Origin of the sequence: Mesorhizobium sangaii (genome assembly GCF_014207355.1) — a bacterium.
GTDB lineage: Bacteria > Pseudomonadota > Alphaproteobacteria > Rhizobiales > Rhizobiaceae > Mesorhizobium > Mesorhizobium sangaii.
Genome location: NZ_JACHEF010000012.1, coordinates 47,765 through 65,728, shown reverse-complemented (window position 1 = coordinate 65,728; position 17,964 = coordinate 47,765). Strand labels below are relative to the sequence as shown.

General features: G+C 62.3%; 15 protein-coding genes and 3 pseudogenes. 11 read left to right on the top strand and 7 right to left on the bottom strand.

What is annotated here, in order from left to right; all coding sequences use genetic code 11:
- The first annotated feature begins 77 nt into the window (after positions 1–77).
- Positions 78–1,634, top strand: coding sequence for a Fic family protein (locus tag HNQ71_RS32745; RefSeq protein ID WP_184878531.1), 1,557 nt, complete (start codon positions 78–80; stop codon positions 1,632–1,634).
- Between the two features lie 554 nt (positions 1,635–2,188).
- On the opposite strand, the gene HNQ71_RS32740 is transcribed toward HNQ71_RS32745, so the two are convergent.
- The 3 genes from HNQ71_RS32740 to HNQ71_RS32730 all read right to left on the bottom strand — a co-directional run bounded on the left by HNQ71_RS32740 (position 2,189) and on the right by HNQ71_RS32730 (position 4,748).
- Positions 2,189–3,163 (bottom strand): hypothetical protein, encoded by a 975-nt coding sequence (locus HNQ71_RS32740; protein ID WP_184878516.1) that lies wholly within the window; start codon positions 3,161–3,163, stop codon positions 2,189–2,191.
- 182 nt (positions 3,164–3,345) lie between these two features.
- Positions 3,346–3,615, bottom strand: coding sequence for a DNA -binding domain-containing protein (locus tag HNQ71_RS35270; RefSeq protein ID WP_246462326.1), 270 nt, complete (start codon positions 3,613–3,615; stop codon positions 3,346–3,348).
- A gap of 431 nt (positions 3,616–4,046) precedes the next feature.
- A complete protein-coding gene (locus HNQ71_RS32730) occupies positions 4,047–4,748 on the bottom strand; it encodes a TolC family protein (protein ID WP_484502682.1) in 702 nt (233 codons plus the stop codon).
- A 452-nt stretch (positions 4,749–5,200) separates the two neighbouring features.
- On the opposite strand from HNQ71_RS32730, the pseudogene HNQ71_RS35265 reads away from it, so the two are divergent.
- A pseudogene (locus HNQ71_RS35265) lies at positions 5,201–5,425 on the top strand (hypothetical protein); the annotation flags it as partial.
- Positions 5,426–5,636: 211 nt separating this feature from the next.
- On the opposite strand, the gene HNQ71_RS35260 reads toward HNQ71_RS35265, so the two are convergent.
- The 4 genes and pseudogenes from HNQ71_RS35260 to panB all read right to left on the bottom strand — a co-directional run bounded on the left by HNQ71_RS35260 (position 5,637) and on the right by panB (position 8,229).
- Complete coding sequence (locus tag HNQ71_RS35260; RefSeq protein WP_246462321.1) at positions 5,637–6,008, bottom strand: hypothetical protein; 372 nt, start codon at positions 6,006–6,008, stop codon at positions 5,637–5,639.
- A gap of 104 nt (positions 6,009–6,112) precedes the next feature.
- On the bottom strand, positions 6,113–6,364 hold the full coding sequence (locus tag HNQ71_RS35255) for an autoinducer binding domain-containing protein (protein ID WP_343068306.1): 252 nt from the start codon (positions 6,362–6,364) through the stop codon (positions 6,113–6,115).
- A gap of 167 nt (positions 6,365–6,531) precedes the next feature.
- Complete coding sequence (gene panC, locus HNQ71_RS32715) at positions 6,532–7,395, bottom strand: pantoate--beta-alanine ligase (protein ID WP_184878510.1); 864 nt, start codon at positions 7,393–7,395, stop codon at positions 6,532–6,534.
- A pseudogene (gene panB, locus HNQ71_RS32710) lies at positions 7,392–8,229 on the bottom strand (3-methyl-2-oxobutanoate hydroxymethyltransferase). The gene panC and the pseudogene panB overlap by 4 nt, the downstream one beginning before the upstream one ends.
- Positions 8,230–8,413: 184 nt before the next feature.
- On the opposite strand from panB, the gene HNQ71_RS32705 reads away from it, so the two are divergent.
- The 9 genes and pseudogenes from HNQ71_RS32705 to HNQ71_RS32665 all read left to right on the top strand — a co-directional run bounded on the left by HNQ71_RS32705 (position 8,414) and on the right by HNQ71_RS32665 (position 17,918).
- Positions 8,414–9,373 carry an NUDIX hydrolase gene (locus tag HNQ71_RS32705; RefSeq protein ID WP_184878573.1) on the top strand — a complete coding sequence of 320 codons (960 nt, stop codon included), beginning with the start codon at positions 8,414–8,416 and terminating at the stop codon, positions 9,371–9,373.
- A 64-nt stretch (positions 9,374–9,437) separates the two neighbouring features.
- Positions 9,438–10,412: a quinolinate synthase NadA gene (nadA, locus tag HNQ71_RS32700; RefSeq protein ID WP_184878504.1), complete on the top strand. Its 975-nt coding sequence runs from the start codon at positions 9,438–9,440 to the stop codon at positions 10,410–10,412.
- Positions 10,409–11,950, top strand: coding sequence for an L-aspartate oxidase (locus tag HNQ71_RS32695; RefSeq protein WP_184878501.1), 1,542 nt, complete (start codon positions 10,409–10,411; stop codon positions 11,948–11,950). The genes nadA and HNQ71_RS32695 overlap by 4 nt, the downstream gene beginning before the upstream one ends.
- On the top strand, positions 11,950–12,804 hold the full coding sequence (gene nadC / locus HNQ71_RS32690; RefSeq protein ID WP_184878498.1) for a carboxylating nicotinate-nucleotide diphosphorylase: 855 nt from the start codon (positions 11,950–11,952) through the stop codon (positions 12,802–12,804). The genes HNQ71_RS32695 and nadC overlap by 1 nt, the downstream gene beginning before the upstream one ends.
- 96 nt (positions 12,805–12,900) lie before the next feature.
- Complete coding sequence (gene bioB, locus HNQ71_RS32685) at positions 12,901–13,905, top strand: biotin synthase BioB (RefSeq protein ID WP_210334137.1); 1,005 nt, start codon at positions 12,901–12,903, stop codon at positions 13,903–13,905.
- On the top strand, positions 13,902–15,041 hold the full coding sequence (locus HNQ71_RS32680) for an 8-amino-7-oxononanoate synthase (RefSeq protein ID WP_184878495.1): 1,140 nt from the start codon (positions 13,902–13,904) through the stop codon (positions 15,039–15,041). Before bioB ends, HNQ71_RS32680 begins: the two co-directional genes overlap by 4 nt.
- Positions 15,038–15,673: a dethiobiotin synthase gene (gene bioD, locus HNQ71_RS32675; RefSeq protein WP_184878492.1), complete on the top strand. Its 636-nt coding sequence runs from the start codon at positions 15,038–15,040 to the stop codon at positions 15,671–15,673. The genes HNQ71_RS32680 and bioD overlap by 4 nt, the downstream gene beginning before the upstream one ends.
- Positions 15,674–16,939: an adenosylmethionine--8-amino-7-oxononanoate transaminase gene (locus HNQ71_RS32670; RefSeq protein WP_184878489.1), complete on the top strand. Its 1,266-nt coding sequence runs from the start codon at positions 15,674–15,676 to the stop codon at positions 16,937–16,939.
- Positions 16,936–17,918: pseudogene (locus tag HNQ71_RS32665) on the top strand (beta-ketoacyl-ACP synthase III). The gene HNQ71_RS32670 and the pseudogene HNQ71_RS32665 overlap by 4 nt, the downstream one beginning before the upstream one ends.
- Positions 17,919–17,964 lie beyond the last annotated feature (46 nt).

Genomic DNA, 17,964 nt, shown 5'->3' with positions numbered 1-17,964 from the left:
CGCAACTGAATTGCCTAATGGAGAGCAGCGCATAAACCTAGTAAGTGCGCAGCACAAAAACCTAAGGACCGTACAAAATGGCACCGCCCCATGAGAAATTGGCCGAGTCGCTCGCCGCCCTGAAGAAACTGCAGGATCAGCGGATCGTCGCCGTCCGTTCGAGTGATCTATCACGCACCCATCGCGAACGGCTCCTCAAAAGCGGCTTCCTGCAAGAAGTCATGAAAGGCTGGTATATTCCGGCCAATCCCAATCAGCGCCAAGGTGAGACCACCGGCTGGTACGCCTCGTTTTGGGATTTTTGCGCCAACTATTTGAACGGTCGGTTCGGCAAAGATTGGTGTATCGCGCCTGAACCCTCCTTGTCCTTTCATGCAGGCAATCGCACCGTCCCGGGCCAATTGCTGGTGCGGTCCCCCGCCGGAGGCAATAAACCCACTGCCCTTCTGCACGGCACGTCGGTCTTCGACATGCGGGCCAGCATGCCGACTGCCCGCGACATTGCCGAAACAGACGGTCTTCGCCTCTACGCCCTACCGGCGGCGCTCATTGAAGCCTCACCCACTTTCTTCGCGCAAAAACCGACCGACGCGCGGACAGCGTTGGCGATGTTCTCGGATGCATCGGAAATTCTCACGCGACTTCTCGAAGGAGGTCACAGCACAATAGCCGGCCGCCTCGCGGGCGCATTCCGTAACATCGGCCGCGAGCGCATCGCAGATGACATTGTCCGCAACATGCAGGCTGCCGATTACACGGTTCGCGAAACCGATCCGTTCGATACACGGCTGGAGTTGTCGCTGCCGCGCCGCGAGACGTCACCCTATGCCGGACGGATCAGGCTGATGTGGCAGGAGATGCGCGGCGCCGTCATGGAGAATTTTCCGGCGGCGCCCGGACGTCCAAATGACGCCGGTGCCTACCTCCGGCGTGTTGATGACGTCTATGTGACCGACGCTTATCACTCGCTTTCGATTGAAGGCTATCGGGTCAGCCCCGAGCTGATAGATCGAGTGCGAAGCGGCACCTGGAATGCGGATATGAATTCGCAAGACGGCGAGCATCGCGATGCGCTCGCGGCGCGCGGCTACTACCAAGCCTTCGAAGCGGCAAAACGCAGCGTGGCGTCTGTCTTGTCGAATGAAAACCCTGGCCGCGTCGTCGATGAGGATCATGGAGGGTGGTACCGCGAACTATTCGCCCCCAGCGTTGCCTCCGGTATCGTCAAGCCCGGCGATCTGGCGGGCTATCGCAGCGAGCGCGTGTTCATCCGCAATTCCATGCATGTGCCTCTACCGCCGAATGCCGTGCTGGATGCGATGCCGGTCTTTTTTGAGATGCTCGAAGCAGAAGAGCATCCGGCTGTGCGCGTCGTCCTCGGCCACTTTATCTTCGTATACATCCACCCCTACATGGATGGGAACGGTCGCATGGGGCGGTTTTTGATGAACGTCATGATGGCGGCCGGCAGTTATCCTTGGACCGTCATTCCCGTGCAACGCCGCGCGGACTATATGGCGGCCCTCGAGCGAGCCAGCGTTCATCATGACATCGTTCCGTTCAGTCGCTTTCTCGGGGAGTTGACACGTCAAGCTATGTCAGGGGAGACGACCGCGATGCTCCCGGCCAGTTAAGCGATCACTGCGCATGCTGAGGTGGCAGTGGGGATGGCCGGTATTGTGGTGATCGACCCTCCAGGCGACGCGCGCTCTGAAGACCCTTTCCATCCAGCTTGACGACGCGGACTTGATGACGACGCGCGCTGCCGGAAGTCGGCGAAGCGGTCGCGCCAGCAAGCACACGGCCGACGCCCGCGCCGCGTCCGATCCGGTTATCGTTACAGGCGCCCCGTACGCCTGCGTTAGCCCCGCGCCGCCGCGCGCGAGATCGGCTGTTGGCAAGACCTGATGCGGATGGCGCGACAGGAGCTGGTTGCATGCATCCTTCCGAGCTCGGTTCAAGGTCATCGTCGCGCATCGACGCCCGGTTTGAGCCGATTCATTCAAGTTTGGCAGCTCAGCCGGTCCGCGGAAATCGGCGCCATCTCACCTCGATTAGAACATGCGCTGGCTGGCGCCATGGCGAGACCCATAGCGCCAGCCACATCCAACGGATGTGCAGACAACCGCTTTGGCGCCGAACAGACTGGAATGGCGCCATAGCCTTATCTTTTCGGGACTTTTCGAAATCAGCGGATCACCGGCTCGCCATGGAAGCGGCGGCGCGATGGAGGAGAAACGCCGAAGCCGACTTCCATCATCAGCCGTGGCCCGCGCGCCGGCACGGTACCCATATGGAAGCCGAACGGATCCTCGACGAAACCGAGACCGGCCTCCCCGGTCAGCGTGACCGGGCTCTGCTCCCCGTAGACGTCCAGAACCTCTTGCGCGGGATGGCCGACGAGAAGCGTAAGCTGGTGCTTGAGGGCGCGGCGGTTATGACTGCCTCGGACATAGACATGGGGGCCGGTGCCCGCGTCGACGGGCATCAGGTAGAAGAAGAACTTCAGCATCCGCCAGTCGTCGAGGTCGAAGTGGTATTTGCCAAGCGAAGCCAGGTTCTTGTCGGCGTCGGAGGCCTGGCCGGTCGGGAAACTCCACCAGACACGCGTGGTGATCAGGTTCGCCTGGCCGCCGAGATAGTGCGCCGCGATATCCATGAGCAGCGGATCGTTTTGGATGGCGAGTGCCGCCTTGCAGCCCAGAATGCGCTCGAAATAGTGGCCGCTGAGCAACGGACGGCCAAACCGGACCTCAGCCTCCGCATGCTCCGTCGGCATGAATTCGAGGCGGCGGTCGAAATTGCCGAAGCAAGGTGTGCACTTGGCGAATGCGGCTACATCTTCAGAGACCATTGTTGGCAAGACGAGACCGGAAAAAAGCCCATCCGACCGCAGAGCGTCGACAACATCCTGGCGATTGACGCCAGCAAACATCGTGTCCTGGGCTTTCTGCGACACTCGAACAGGCTTTGCACCACGCCAGTGCATTCTCCGTGCCGGCATGGTGCGGGCGAGCATGAACATTGGCAGCCAAGCCGGATTCTCTCGAAGATCCGAGAGATAGGTCGGGATACGCACAGCGATGCGATGCAGGATGCTGCCGTTTCGCGCGATCGCCTCAAGGCTTGCAGCGCCGGCTTTGTCGGGGTTTGTAACGGTCATCAGGGTCCTCGGGGTGTGAATGCACTATCAACGAAGCATTGGTTCTCAGTGCTTCGTCCGTATTACCCAACCCAATTCCCGCAGCGTTAAGACTAACGGCGCGTCAGGTTTTGTGCAATGCACAATAAGCCCGTCATGGCAGATGCGGTCAGATCCCTGCGCGTTTTGAAATAAGCCAATTACTACGCTGTCACCACAATTACACCAGGAACTGTCTGTAGCCGCCGCCCATCAGGAAGCGGCCACGTTTGGATAGCGCGACGCACCTGATCGCGAAGATGGCTGCCCGGACGCGACCAATCTTCTTCGACACGCCGTCTCCCGAACAGGGCAATGGCGATCTCCTGGGATGCTCCGGCAAGCGAGCCATGCAAAGCCTGGAGCACGATACGCAGACGCCCTCCGCGGGGTTCCGGCGGAAGGCAAGCAGATGCCAAGGCGGCCGCAACCATTGATGTCATTCAGGAACTGAAGGGCAGCGACTTGGAACTTCAGGTGCCGCGGCGGCACGGTTGCCTCGACATATAGCCGCAACGGGCGGAGAACGGAGGCATTGGAAACGGCGATCTGCAGACTCCGACAGTCCTCCCTCAGCAACACGGGCTGCACGCCGGCAGGTGTCAGCAGGATGTCCTTGCCGCATGAGAGCGGAGAAAGATCAAGCGGTTCAAAATCGTGGTCGAGCCCAACCGGCTCCGCGGCCGCTCGTAGAATACGGGCGCAGTCGCGCGGATCCCAAAAGCCCCTTGCCGACGTGGCGTCCAATTGTGGCAAGTCCGCGAAAGGGAGGAAGCAATCTCAATGCTAGGACGCGGCCTGTGCGCCGTGTCTTCCTTGAGGATGATGTTCAAGCGAACGCGTTTCGCCGCCGTGCACGAGCGGATCACAGCTGGGGCAGCAGCGCGCCTTCGGCCGATTTCACTGAAAACGCCGCCGCGTCAACCAGAAGCTGGGTGGCGAGGATGGCCGGATGCTCGGCTGATGTGATCGCGACTGCCACATCGAGGCTCGACGGCAGCAATTTTGCCACCGGCGCCGCCGGCCTGAGCTTCCCCGGCTCGTCCCCGACGATCTGGCGATAGGTTGCCGCACTTGCCAGCGCCCGCGCGCGGGCGACACTCAACTTCGCCACTGCGTTGGCGCGCTGGGCATCGGCCTGCGCGACGTCGGTGCGCGTGCCTTCCCCAACCGCGAAGCGCGAACGCGCAGCACGCGCCTGTTCGGTCAGGAACTGCAGGTTCTGCTCCGTCAGCACGGCGACTTGCCGGTCGCGAATTACGTTCATATAGGCCTGAGCCGCGTTGAACAGGGTGTCTTGTTCGGCGTTGCGTAAGCTCTCGACCGAAGCGCCGACCTGCGCTCCCGCAGCCGCGACATTGTTCCTGGTCTGAAAACCGTCGAACAGAGTCTGATCGATTTCGACGCTGAAGTTGCCTTTGGTTAGGCGCGCGCTCCGGTTCGAGCCGTTAAGGTGGCTGCTGGAATACTCGATGTCCGCGGAGCCGTTGATGGTCGGACGCCAGCCCGACTTGGCGATGGCCACGCCCTCGTCCGTGACACGTGTGCCGGCGCGGGCCGAATTCAGCGAAGAATTGTTCTGATAGGTTTCCGAAGATAGTCTCTGCCGACGCCGTTAACGGCGGTAGCACGGTAGCACGGTAGCACGGTAGCAGAGCAAAAAATAATGGCAAAAATGCTATTGCGTACAGTCGGCAAACATAACCCTTTATTTTATTTCGTCATGGCAACTGCGCCGCGTCGGCGGTCGCGATCAACCAGCCGACACGACGGTCTCGGGGCCCTTCAGGCTCTATTCTTGCGCACGGAGAGAGCCTCCCGAGCGACCTTTTTCATTCCGGTCATTCTGCGTAAAATCGATTGTTTAGATGAAAACCCATCTACATGATGGATCAAACGGAACCAACGGCAAGCTGGAGGCATGGCGATACAGCGTATCGGCGATCGCAATAAAGTTCGCCATCCGGGAGATCGTCATTCGCCTCCGACGGCGGGACTGGTTCGAGAGTCAAGGTCGCCAAAATCGCCGAGCGCATTGCCGCCCGCCGGGCCGATTTTCGCAAGATGCCGCAGATGCCTTCAACCGGGACGGGACAAAGCACGGCAACGCCGCACCGTTCATGCGCAACGACGATACGCCGCAGCTCTTGCCGACTGGTGTCGCGGTCTTCCCCGGCTGGCAATCGGGCCAATCTTGCCGACAAGGCGCGCAAGGTCGGTATCCCGGTGTGGCGCATCGGAGGCGGCACGCTTAGCCTTGGCCTTGCACTAAGTGCCGCCGCCAAGAATCTGCGAGCTTCTGCTGGTGATCAGCCAGGTGCGGGACGCTTCGGCGTAAGTTCACGCTTTGCTGCCTTCGTGAGCCCAATTCACCATTATGGTCGCCTCCGTGCGGGATGTGTTTCCGCCATCGAAGGACAAAGCCGCCGGTGATGCAGCCTGTAGACGTTTACAGCTATCGCGATGCAAGGATCAGGATCTCGCCTGACCGGAGGCAGCCAACGGCCTGGTTGATCGTTCGCACGCCGAGCTTTGCTTTGGCGTTTTCCAGATGGAAGGTCAGGTGCGCTTTGAGACGCCGAGGATCTGGCTGACGTCCCAAGGCGACTTGCCGCGCGCCGTTCATTTCAGGCATTTCGAACTCTCGCGGGGTGAGCGTTACGCCATCCACCACGCGATCGTTGGCGAGCCTGCGCCGCACATGGGTATGAAAGTTGATCGCCACCAGCTGCAATGCTTTTTCATAAACGTGCCAGTGACCGCAAAGAGGCCGACGGGACTGGTCGGAAGCAAAGGTCAGCGCCTGCAAACCGGCCGCGATGATCATGCATTGACATCGTCAATCCGCCGCGGATGCCAAACTGAGCGCCACTCTCCAGAATTTGTTGGTGTGACGTGGGCAGACACTGCCGAGCGCGATCCACGCCCCAATCAAAAGTATCCCAGCCTTGCAGCCCGCGCAGGATCACCCGGATCAAGGCTGTGGTTCCGCTGCTGCAGATAACGAGATGTCCAGCGCGAAGGGTAGTTTGAGATCAAGCGCGGCGCATCGCCGGGGACCGACGGGTAAATAAAATAGGCGAAGAGTGGAAAGTCGAAGCCGGCTGCGGCGGATGCCATTGCCTCACGGAGATCGGCAGCATCAACGCTTGCAGAGAGTTGTTCGACGAAGTTTTCAAACACGCGATGCTGCGCTTTGCATAACCTTCGTGAATGTCGCTCGATGCCAGGCAGAGGGCTCGGTTTAAACGATCGCGCACCGATACAGCGCGTACGATCTTGTCCCCTTCATCGCCGCCATTGCTTTCCTTCTTCTGCTTGCGGAGCGTGACTCAACGCTGAGAACCTCGTTAATTCGTTGAACCAATCGGTGATGTTCTGACGTTGTCGATGAGCCGTGTTTCGCCGAGCCAAGATGCTGCAAGTAGGCGCGCCGGTCGGTCAAGGCTTGTCATTGGCTGTAGATCTGTTTCCCCGCGAAGCTCCAGGTATTCGATGTCGCGAAAGCCTGCAGCCAGAATTGCCGCGCGCGCTTCGGCAAGCGTTGGCAGGACGGGAGAGCCGCGCGCAAGCCGCTCAGCCGTCTCGATCAGGACCAATGCGAGATTTGGGGCAATGGCGCGCTCGGCTGGCGAGAGCCGGGCATTGCGCGAGGATAGAGCGAGACCATCGGCTTCGCGGACTGTCGGACATGGGACAACGGTGATCGGAATATCCAGATCCTGGACCACGCGCCTGACAAGCTGAAGCTGCTGGAAATCCTTTTCGCCGAAAAAGGCGAAATCAGCGCCGGTTTGCAAGAAGAGCTTGGCAACGACGGTCGCCACTCCATCGAAATGGCCCGGCCGAAACGCGCCGCACAGGCCTTCTCTGACGCCGGAGACTGAAACGGTCGTGGCGAAGCCCGGCGGATACATCTCCTCTGCATCCGGCACATAGAGCAGTTGCGCGCCCAGCGGCGCGAGCTTTGCCGCATCTTGGTTTTCCGTCCGGGGATAGGCGGCAAGGTCGGCGGCACTGTTGAACTGCTTGGGGTTGACGAACAACGTCACGATGACCCGCTCGGCCTTCTGAAGCGCTGCACGCACGAGGCTCAGATGTCCATCATGCAAGGCCCCCATGGTCGGCACCACTGCGACACTTGCGTCAGAGCGCCGCCATCCCGCCACAACAGCCCGAAGCTCGGCAACGGTTCGAACGATCGGCACGCTCATGCGACGTCTCCGGCCCTCGACGCGGTGGCGTAGACATGTTCGGCTGCCGGAAAGCGCCGGTCCCTCACATCGGCGGCGTAAGCGCCGATCGCCGCCTCGGCCCCTGAGCCTAGTTCGGCATAGCGCTTGACGAATTTCGGGCGAAAGTCGGTGAACATGCCCAGAACGTCGTCGACCACCAGAATCTGGCCGTCGCAGGCTGGCGAGGCGCCGATCCCGATTGTTGGGACGGCGAGTTCCTCTGTGATCCGGCGGGCGAGCGCCTCGGGCATCTTTTCGAGCACGACCGCGAATGCTCCGGCCTCGGCCACTGCCTGGGCATCGCGCAGTATGCGCTCGCCATCCTCTCCCTTGCCCTGGACGCGATATCCGCCGAACGTGTTGACCGCCTGCGGCGTCAGCCCGACATGGGCCATGACGGGAACCCCACGGCCGGTCAAAAACCGGATCGTTTCAGCGATGACCTCGCCGCCTTCCAGCTTGACGGCGGCGCATCCGGTTTCCGCCATCAGCCGCGCGGCATTGCGGAAGGCGTGGTCCGGGCTTTCCTCGTAGGAGCCAAACGGCATATCCACGACCATCAGCGCCCGCTCGAGGCCCCTGCGCACGGCTTGGCCGTGCATGATCATCATGTCGAGCGTGACCCCAAGCGTGGTCGGCAGGCCGTGGAGAACCATGCCGACGCTGTCGCCGACTAGCACTACATCGCAATGGGGATCGACCAGCCGGGCAATCGGGGTCGTGTAGGCAGTAAGGCAGACGAGCGGCGTTCCACCCTTTCGCGAATGGATATCCGGCGGGGGTGATCGCCTTGGTGTTAGCAACGGCACTCAATGAGGCCTCCTTCCCTTGCGTTACCAACCGCGAGTGTCGCCTTTGGCACATTTTTGTGCAGGTGCGAAGAGCTAAAATCGCGACGGTGCGTGATGTTGACGCGTCGACAGTTATCGTAGAAAACCGAATTAAATCGGTTCAGCTGCTTTTGATGGCAGGGCTCGGCCAAACCAGTTCAGAGATCATGGACCATCAGGCAAAGGGAAGCAGGAAGGGCAGAGCTGGAGGCGCCAACGCGGTCAAGGCGGACCTGATCGCCATTGTCATCGCCGTGACTAACAGTGACCCGTGCGTGCTCACCATCGCGCAGGCAAACGCACTGCCCTCGGGTCCGTTCGAGCAGGCTCACCGTTCGCTGCAATCGGGCCTTAGGGGATGGGTAGAACAACAGACCGGCCAGCCGCTCGGCTATATCGAACAGCTCTACACCTTCGCCGATCGCGATCGGATCGGCGCGGAGGAGCGCGTAATCTCGATTAGCTATCTCGCGCTCACGCGGGACGAAGATGCGGGCGGCTCGGCCAGGCGCTGCTGGGCGAGCTGGTACGACTATTTTCCGTGGGAGGATCATCGCTCCGGCACGCCGACGGTAGTGCTAGAACATCTGCGGCCGCGCCTGAGGGAATGGGCGGATGACGCTGACGACACCGCCACACGGCTCGATCGCCGGCGGCGCGCGGCTGTCGCTTTCGGCTTCGACGACCGATCATGGAACGAAGAGCTCGTACTGCAGCGCTATGAGCTTCTCTACGAGGCAGCACTGGTGGAGGAAGCGACGCGCGGCGGCTTTTCAGCCGAGCCTACTCCGGTGCCGGGCAGATCCATGATCGCCGATCACCGCCGTATCCTGGCAACGGCTATTGCGCGGCTGCGCTCCAAGATCAAATACCGGCCGGTCGTGTTCGAGCTGATGCCGCCGCTCTTCACACTTCTGCAGCTGCAGCGAACCGTGGAAGCACTCTCCGGCAGGCTCATCAACAAGCCGAACTTTCGCAGGCTCATCGAGCAGCAGGAGCTGGTTGAAAAAACCGGAGAGACGACCGCCGAAACCGGCGGCCGGCCGGCGCAGCTTTACCGCTTCCGCCACACCATTCTCGACGAGAGACCTGTGGCAGGGACAAAATTGCCGCTCGCGCGCGCTTGACATCGCTTATAGTCACAACGAATATATAGGTCTTATAATCATATGGACTATAACTGGAGGCTCGATGAGCGCCGTCCTGCCTTTGGGTGCGTCCCTGTACGACCGCGTTCGGCGCGTCATCCCCCCAATCGAATGGCCGACCTTTCTGGACGACATCGAGGCAATTCTGGCGCTGAAGCGGGAGCGCAACGCCGTCATCCTGGCGCACAACTACCAAACGCCGGAGATCTTCCACTGTGTCGCCGACATCGTCGGCGACAGCCTCGCGCTTGCCCGCCAGGCGATGTCGACTGAAGCGGATGTCATTGTGCTCGCCGGCGTGCATTTCATGGCCGAGACGGCGAAGCTGCTCAATCCGCAAAAGACGGTGCTCATCCCCGACCTGCGCGCAGGCTGTTCCCTGGCGGACTCCATTACCGCAGAGGACGTGCGCCTGATGCGTCAGCGCATTCCGAATGTGCCGATCGTCACCTATGTTAACACTTCTGCCGCCGTGAAGGCCGAGTCCGATATCTGCTGCACCTCCGGCAATGCGCGGGCAGTGGTGGAATCGCTCGGCGTGCCGCGTGTCATCATGCTGCCCGACGAATACCTGGCCAAGAACGTCGCCGCCGAGACGGATGTCGAGATACTGGCCTGGAAGGGCCATTGTGAGGTGCATGAGCGCTTCGCTGCCGCAGACGTTCGCGAATTGCGTCAAGCACATCCCGGCCTCGTGGTGCTTGCTCACCCCGAGTGCCCGCCTGAAGTGGTGGCAGAGGCCGACTTTTCCGGTTCGACCGCCGCTATGTCCGACTATGTCGAACGGCAAAAGCCGCCACGCGTCGTGCTGCTGACGGAATGTTCGATGAGCGACAATGTCGCGGTCAAGCACCCCGAAGTCGAGTTCATCCGCCCCTGCAATTTGTGCCCGCACATGAAGCGGATAACGCTCGCCAATATCCGCGCAGCGCTCGAAGAGAACCGCCATGTTGTAACCATCGAGCCCGAGATCGCTCAGCGCGCGCGGCTGGCGGTCGAGCGGATGCTCGCCGTATGAGCGCCGATGTCCGCAGCTTCTTCGGGCGGCCCATTATCATCGGCGGCGGCATTGCCGGGCTGATGACTGCGCTTCATCTGGCGCCCGAGCCGGTGCTTCTTCTGTCCAGGACGCTACTCGGAACTGACACATCGAGCACCTGGGCACAGGGCGGTCTGGCCGCGAGCCTCGGTGATGACGATGATCCGACGCTGCATCTTGCCGACACAATTGCGGTCGGGGCCGGGCTCTGCGACAAGAATATGGCAAGCCGCATCCTCCACGACGCGCCCAGTGCGATCGAGGGGCTTGCGCGCTTCGGGGTCCCCTTCGACCGTGCGCTCAAAGGGTCGCTGCGACTTGGATTGGAGGCCGCGCACAGCCGACGTCGCATCGTTCATGCGCACGGTGACGGCACCGGGCGTGAGATCATGCGGGCTCTGATCGCGGCCGTGCGTTCCGCTCCGTCGATTGTTGTCGTGGAGGGCGTGGAAGCGCGCCGGCTGGCGGTGAAGGACAATGCGATCCGAGGCGTTTGGGCGAGCTGTTCGATAGGACCGGTATTTTTCGGCTCACGACGGGTCGTCCTTGCCACCGGTGGGATCGGTGGATTGTTTCTCGACACCACCAATCCGCTGGGCAGTTGCGGACAGGGCCTGGCACTTGCGGCCCGCGCGGGGGCGGTGCTTACCGATCTAGAATTCATCCAGTTCCACCCGACCGCGCTTGACGGACCAGAACGTCCCATGACGCTGATCAGCGAGGCTGTCCGCGGCGAAGGTGCTGCTCTCGTCGACGAGACCGGCCGGCCCTTTCTCCAGGGCGTGCAAGGGGCGGAACTTGCGCCTCGCGATGTCCTGGCGCGCGCCGTGTGGAACCATCTTGCGAAAGGTCACCGCGTTTTTCTCGACGCGCGGGAGCGGCCTGGCTTAGAATTCGCGCGACAGTTCCCGGCCATCGCATCTGCCTGTCGTGGAGCCGGCATCAATCCCGCGCGCGACCTTATTCCCATTCGTCCGGCCCAACACTACCACATGGGCGGCGTTGCCGTAGACGGCTCCGGTAGGACCTCGGTTAAAGGCCTTTGGGCTTGCGGCGAAGTCGCTTCGACAGGACTGCATGGCGCCAATAGGCTCGCCAGCAACTCCTTGACCGAGGCCGTCGTCTGCGCACGCTGGGTCGCTGAAAGCGTGGCGGGAACCCCCGCTCGCAGAACAAGGTCGGCGATCACAAACGATTACCCCTCCCCCGATCCAAAGACCGTGCGTCCTCTCTTGTCGCGCGCGCTCGGCATCGTGCGGGACGGTGACGGTTTGAAAGCAACAGCAGGTGCCTTATTGCCGCTCGCCGAAGCCAAGGACGCGGCATCGGATCCAGCGGCTGTCGGGTTGATGATCACGGTCGCCGCCTTGTCGCGCGAAGAAAGCCGTGGCGCTCACTACCGCGTCGACTTTCCGCATCGTGCCGCCGTCGCCCGACGTTTCGAACTCACTCTTGCCGATGCCTTGGCGGCAGCGCGGGAACTCGCACGCTCCCCAAGCCTCGAAGGGGCAAAGTGATGAAGCTGTCACCACTTCCCACGATCATGCTGGAGCCGCTTGTACGGGCAGCTCTTCTCGAAGACCTTGGCAGAGCCGGCGACGTGACCACGGACGCCGTCGTACCGAAGGAACACCATGCGAAGACCGTGCTGGCGGCGCGCCAGTCAGGAGTTGTCGCCGGCCTCGATCTGGCGATGCTCGCCTTCCGCCTGATCGATCCTGACGTCGAAATCTCGGTGGAGCGGGCAGACGGCAATAATGTCACGCATGGCGAGGTCATTGCATCCGTGGTTGGCCCGGCCCGGGCCATTCTCACAGCCGAACGGACGGCACTCAATTTTCTTTGCCATCTGAGCGGCATTGCTACGGCAACGGCATCGATCGTCGCTGCGGTTCGCGGACATGGCGCCAAGATCGTCTGCACCCGCAAGACGACGCCCGGTTTGCGGGCAGTCGAAAAGTACGCCGTGCGCGCCGGTGGCGGATCCAATCACCGTTTCGGTCTCGACGACGCCATTCTGATCAAGGACAACCACATCGCCATCGCCGGCGGCGTTCGCCTCGCGCTCGAGCGGGCAAGAAGCGGGGCCGGTCATCTGGTCAAGATCGAAGTCGAGGTCGATACGATGGCCCAGTTGGAGGAGGTCCTTGGCTTCGCTCCCGATGCGGTCCTACTCGACAACATGTCCCTCGACGATCTCCGCTGCGCCGTCGCAATCGTTGGCGGTCGCGCAATCACCGAGGCTTCGGGCAGGATCACATCCGATACGGCGCGAGCGATTGCCGCGACCGGCGTTGATCTGATTTCCATCGGTCGACTGACCCACAGCGCGCCGATCCTGGATATCGGCCTCGACTATCGAGGCTCATGACCGCCTGAGGAACGAACGAGAGCGGGTCAAATGTCCTTTCGGATTGTCGTCAATTAGACAGCAATGACCCCGCAAAGCCAGAACCGGAGGAACAGTATGGACATCCACGCAACGACGTCGACGCAGACAACGCCACAGGCTCAATCCCCTGACGCCGGGACGTGGACCCTGGAGAAGGCACGGGCACTTCACGATGCACCTTTCAACAATCTCATCTTCCTCGCGCAAACCGTTCACCGCCAGAATTTCGATCCCAACAAGGTCCAGCTCAGCCGACTTCTCAGCATCAAGACAGGCGGATGCCCGGAAGATTGCGGCTATTGCAGCCAGTCGGCGCATCACGAAAGCGGGTTGAAGGCGTCGAAGCTGATGGAAGTCAGGCGCGTCATCGCCGAAGCAACCAAGGCGCGCGATGCCGGCGCCACCCGCTATTGCATGGGTGCAGCCTGGCGAAACCCCAAGGCGCGCGACATGGATGCGGTGGTGGCGATGGTCGAAGGCGTCAAGGCGCTGGGCATGGAGACTTGCATGACCCTCGGCATGCTTGATCTTGAGCAGGCCGTTCGCCTGAAACAGGCTGGTCTCGACTATTACAACCACAACATCGATACGTCGGAACGCCACTACAGCGAGGTCATCAGCACGCGCAGCTTCGCGGATCGACTCGAGACGCTCGAGCATGTTCGCCAATCCGGCATCAAGGTCTGCTGCGGCGGCATTGTCGGCATGGGCGAGGAGGCAACCGACCGGATCGACATGCTGGTGACCCTGGCCAACCTGCCGGAGCCTCCCGAAAGCGTTCCGATCAACATGCTGATCCCGATCGCCGGCACCCCGCTTGCCGAAGCCAGGCCGATCGAGCCGATCGAGTTCGTGCGCGTGATCGCGCTGGCACGCATCATGATGCCGAAATCGCATGTGCGCCTTTCCGCCGGCCGCACTGCCATGACCGACGAAATGCAGGCGCTGTGTTTTTTTGCCGGCGCCAATTCCATTTTCGTCGGCGACACGCTGCTGACGGCGGACAATCCTGGCGAGGACAAGGATACTATGCTGTTCCGGCGCCTCGGCATCGAGCCGATGGACCTCGACACGCAATGAACGGGGCACCGCTTGCCCGCTATGACGCGACCTTGCAGGGGCTGGCGCGCAAGGACCGGCTGCGAACGCTGTCGCCGCGCGGCGGGCTCGACTTCTCGTCGAACGACTATCTCGGGCTTGCCGCCTCCAGGAGACTGGGCGATGCGGTTGCAGCTGCCATTGCGCAGGGCACGCCGGTTGGTGCCACCGGGTCGCGGCTCTTGCGAGGCAACGCGCCGGAGCATGAGGCACTTGAGGCGGACGCGGCGGCGTTTTTCGGAGCTGAACGCGCGCTGTTCTTCGGTAGCGGCTACATCGCCAATTTCGCTCTCCTGACCGCGCTGCCGCAGAAGGGCGACCTTTTGGTCCTCGACGAACTCGCCCATGCCAGCATGCATGAGGGGGCCCGCGCTGGCCGCGCTGAGTTCAAGCTCGCCGCGCACAACGACGTCGATGCTGTCGAGGATGCGATCACGCGCTGGCGCGCCGAAGGCGGCAGGGGATGCGTCTGGATCGCGGTCGAAAGCCTCTACAGCATGGATGGCGACTGCGCGCCTTTGGAGAGCCTGGTCGCACTTGCCGATCGGCACGAGGCATTCATCGTCGTCGACGAGGCACATGCCACCGGCGTCTGGGGACCGGAGGGGCGCGGCCTTGCCGCCGCTTACGAGGGCCGCGACAACATCGTCGCGCTCCACACATGCGGCAAGGCGCTCGGCGCGTCCGGTGCACTCGTCACCGGGCCGGGACTCCTGTGCGACTATCTCGTCAACCGCTGCCGGCCATTCATCTACTCCACCGCGCCATCGCCGCTGATGGCAGTGGCAGTGCGCGAGGCGATTGCCATGCTGTCCGATGAGCCCCAACGCCGTGTTCGGTTGCACGAGCGTGTTGCCTTCGCGGGCCACCAATTGGCCGAGCGCTGCGGCGTGGCACCCAGCGGTTCCCAGATCCAGCCCTTCGTCATGGGCGATAACAGGCGCACCATGGCGGTGGCGGCAGCACTGCAGGCGCGTGGCTTCGATATACGCGGCATCCGTCCGCCGACCGTGCCCGAGGGCACGTCGCGGCTGCGCATTTCGCTGACGCTCAACGTCGACGAAGCCGACATTTCGGCCATGGTCGAGACGCTCGTCGAGGTGTTGGCCTCGGCATGACCAAGCGCATCGTCATCACTGGAACAGACACCGGAATTGGCAAGACCGTATTTTCGGCCGGGCTCGCCGGCCTGCTCGACGGCTTCTACTGGAAGCCGGTGCAATCGGGCCTCGACGGCGAGACCGACAGCGAGGTCGTTGAACGACTCTCCGGCCTGCCGCCAGGGCGCGTGCTTCCGGAAGCCCACCGCTTGAACAGCCCGCTGTCGCCGCATCGTTCGGCCGAAATCGATGGCATCCAGATCGAGGCTGTCGATCTTTCATTTCCGGTCCTACCGACACCGCTTGTCATCGAGGGCGCGGGCGGGCTGATGGTGCCGCTCAACCGGCGCACAAGGTTCATCGACATATTCGCTGAATGGCGGCTGCCGGTTATTCTGTGCGCCCGCACCACGCTCGGCACCATCAATCACACGCTGCTGTCGATCGAGGCCCTTCGGGCGCGCTCCATCCCGCTCGCGGGCATCGCCTTCATCGGCGATGAGATGGCCGATACGCAACGGACAATCGTGGAATTCGGCGGTGTGCCGCAGCTCGGCAGGCTGCCGCATATCGATCCGCTGACGGACAAAACGTTGAGAGACGCAATGATTGCCGGCTTCGCCTTCGCCTCGATCGCGGGAGGGCAATGAATGTCGCGGTCACCAGTCTGGCATCCCTTCACGCAGCACGCGCTTGAGACTGCTATCCCTGAAATTGTCCTGACCGAAGGCGCCTATCTCCACAAGGCCGACGGTACGCGCATCCTGGACGCCATTTCCTCCTGGTGGGTCGTCACGCATGGCCACCGCCATCCCCATATTATGAAGGCTATCGAGACGACCGCGTCGAGCCTCGACCAGATCATCTTTGCAGGCTTCACGCATGAGCCAGCCGAACGTCTGGCCAAGGCGCTTGTCGGTCTCGCTCCGTCCGGCCTCGACTGGGTGTTCTATTCCGACAGCGGCTCGACCTCTGTCGAAGTCGCGCTGAAGATGGCGCTCGGCTATTTCCGCAACATCGGCGCGCCGCGTTCGCGCATGGTCGTCATGGAGCACAGCTATCATGGCGACACCATCGGCACGATGAGCGTGGGGGCTCGCGGCGTGTTCAATACCGCCTACAAGCCCTTGCTGTTTGAGGTCGACACCATTCCCTTCCCGGCCGCCGGGCATGAGCAGGAAACGCTGGATCGGTTCGAGGCCGTTGCCCGCGACCGGCGGGCCGCCGCGCTGATCGTCGAGCCGCTCGTACTTGGCGCCGGCGGCATGCTGATGTACCCGGCCTGGGTTCTGGCCGAATTGAAGAAGATTGCCGAGGCCTCCGGCACGCTGCTGATCGCCGACGAAGTGATGACCGGCTGGGGCCGTACCGGAACCATGTTCGCCTGCGAGCAGGCGTCTATCTCTCCCGACATCCTGTGCACCTCGAAAGGCCTGACCGGCGGTGCTATCCCGCTGGCCGCCACGCTCGCCACCGATGCCATCTTCCAGGCCCATTATTCCGAGGACCGGAAGAAGACTTTTTTCCACTCGAGTTCCTACACCGCCAATCCGATGGCCTGCGCGGCAGCGCTCGCCAATGTCGAGATCTGGCGCGACGAGCCGGTGGCCGAGCGGATCGCGGCCTTGAGCGGGATGCAGGCCGCCGGGCTTCAGCGCTTTCGCGATAATTCCGTCTTCAGCGATAGCCGGGCGACCGGTACGATCGCGGCACTCGACCTGCACGCCGGCTCAGCCGGCTATCTCGCCGAGATCGGTCCGAAGCTGCGCGCATTCTTCCTCGAGCGCGGCCTGCTCGTGCGTCCGCTCGGCAACGTCCTCTATCTTCTGCCACCCTATTGCATCACCGGCGACGAGCTCGACGGGCTCTACAACGCCATCGAAGAGGCCGGCGAACGCTTCGGCTCAAAGCCATGAGCCGATCGTCGCGCATTCTCGGGTTTGGCCATCATGTGCCGGCGCGCAAGGTCGAGAACCCAGAGATCGAAACCCGTCTCGGGCTCGAACCCGGCTGGATCGAAAGGCGTACCGGAATCCGTTCGCGCTTCTGGGCAACGGACGATGACACGCTGTCTGGTCTTGCCACGCATGCCGGCGATATGGCGCTGGCAAAAGCCGGCATCGATCGGAGCGACATCGGTCTGCTGTTGCTTGCCACCTCGACGCCTGATCACCTCCTGCCGCCCAGCGCACCCCTCGTCGCGCACAAGCTGGGACTTGGACGAGCAGGTGCGATCGATCTGACCGGGGCCTGCGCCGGCTTCATCTATGCACTGATGTTCGCGGACGGCTTCACCCGCCTGCACGGCAAATCAGCGTTGGTTATCGCCGCCAACATCCTCAGCCGTCGCATCAATCCGGCCGAGCGCGCAAGCTCGGTCCTTTTCGCCGATGCCGCCGGCGCCCTGGTGATCGGTCCGTGCGAGGATCCCGACCGGGGCATTCTCGGTGCCTCGGTGGATTCGGACGGCTCGCGTTACGGGCTGATCCAGATTCCGGCGGGCGGTAGCAACATGCCGTTCCACGGCGGCCTCGACCTCGGGCAAACCCGGATGACGATGACCGACGGACGCGAAGTGTTCGCCAAGGCTGTCGAGATGATGACCAATTGCTCGATAAGCGCGCTTGCCGCTGCCGGAGTGCGATCACAGAATGTCGGCCGGTTCGTGCCGCATCAGGCGAATGCTCGTATCTTCGATGCGGTCGGCAGGAACCTCGGAATAGCGGATCAAGCAATCGTCAAGACGATTGCCGATACGGCAACTCTTCCGCCGCGACGATCCCGCTGTCCCTGTCGGTAACCCATCAGATGGAGCCGTTTCGGCCAGGCGAGAAAATCCTGCTGGCAGCCGCAGGTGCGGGCCTCAGCGGCGGCGCGCTCGTCGTCGGAGTTTAGCGGGGCGACCGACCCGCCAAGAGGACGGCAAGAACCTAACCGTGTA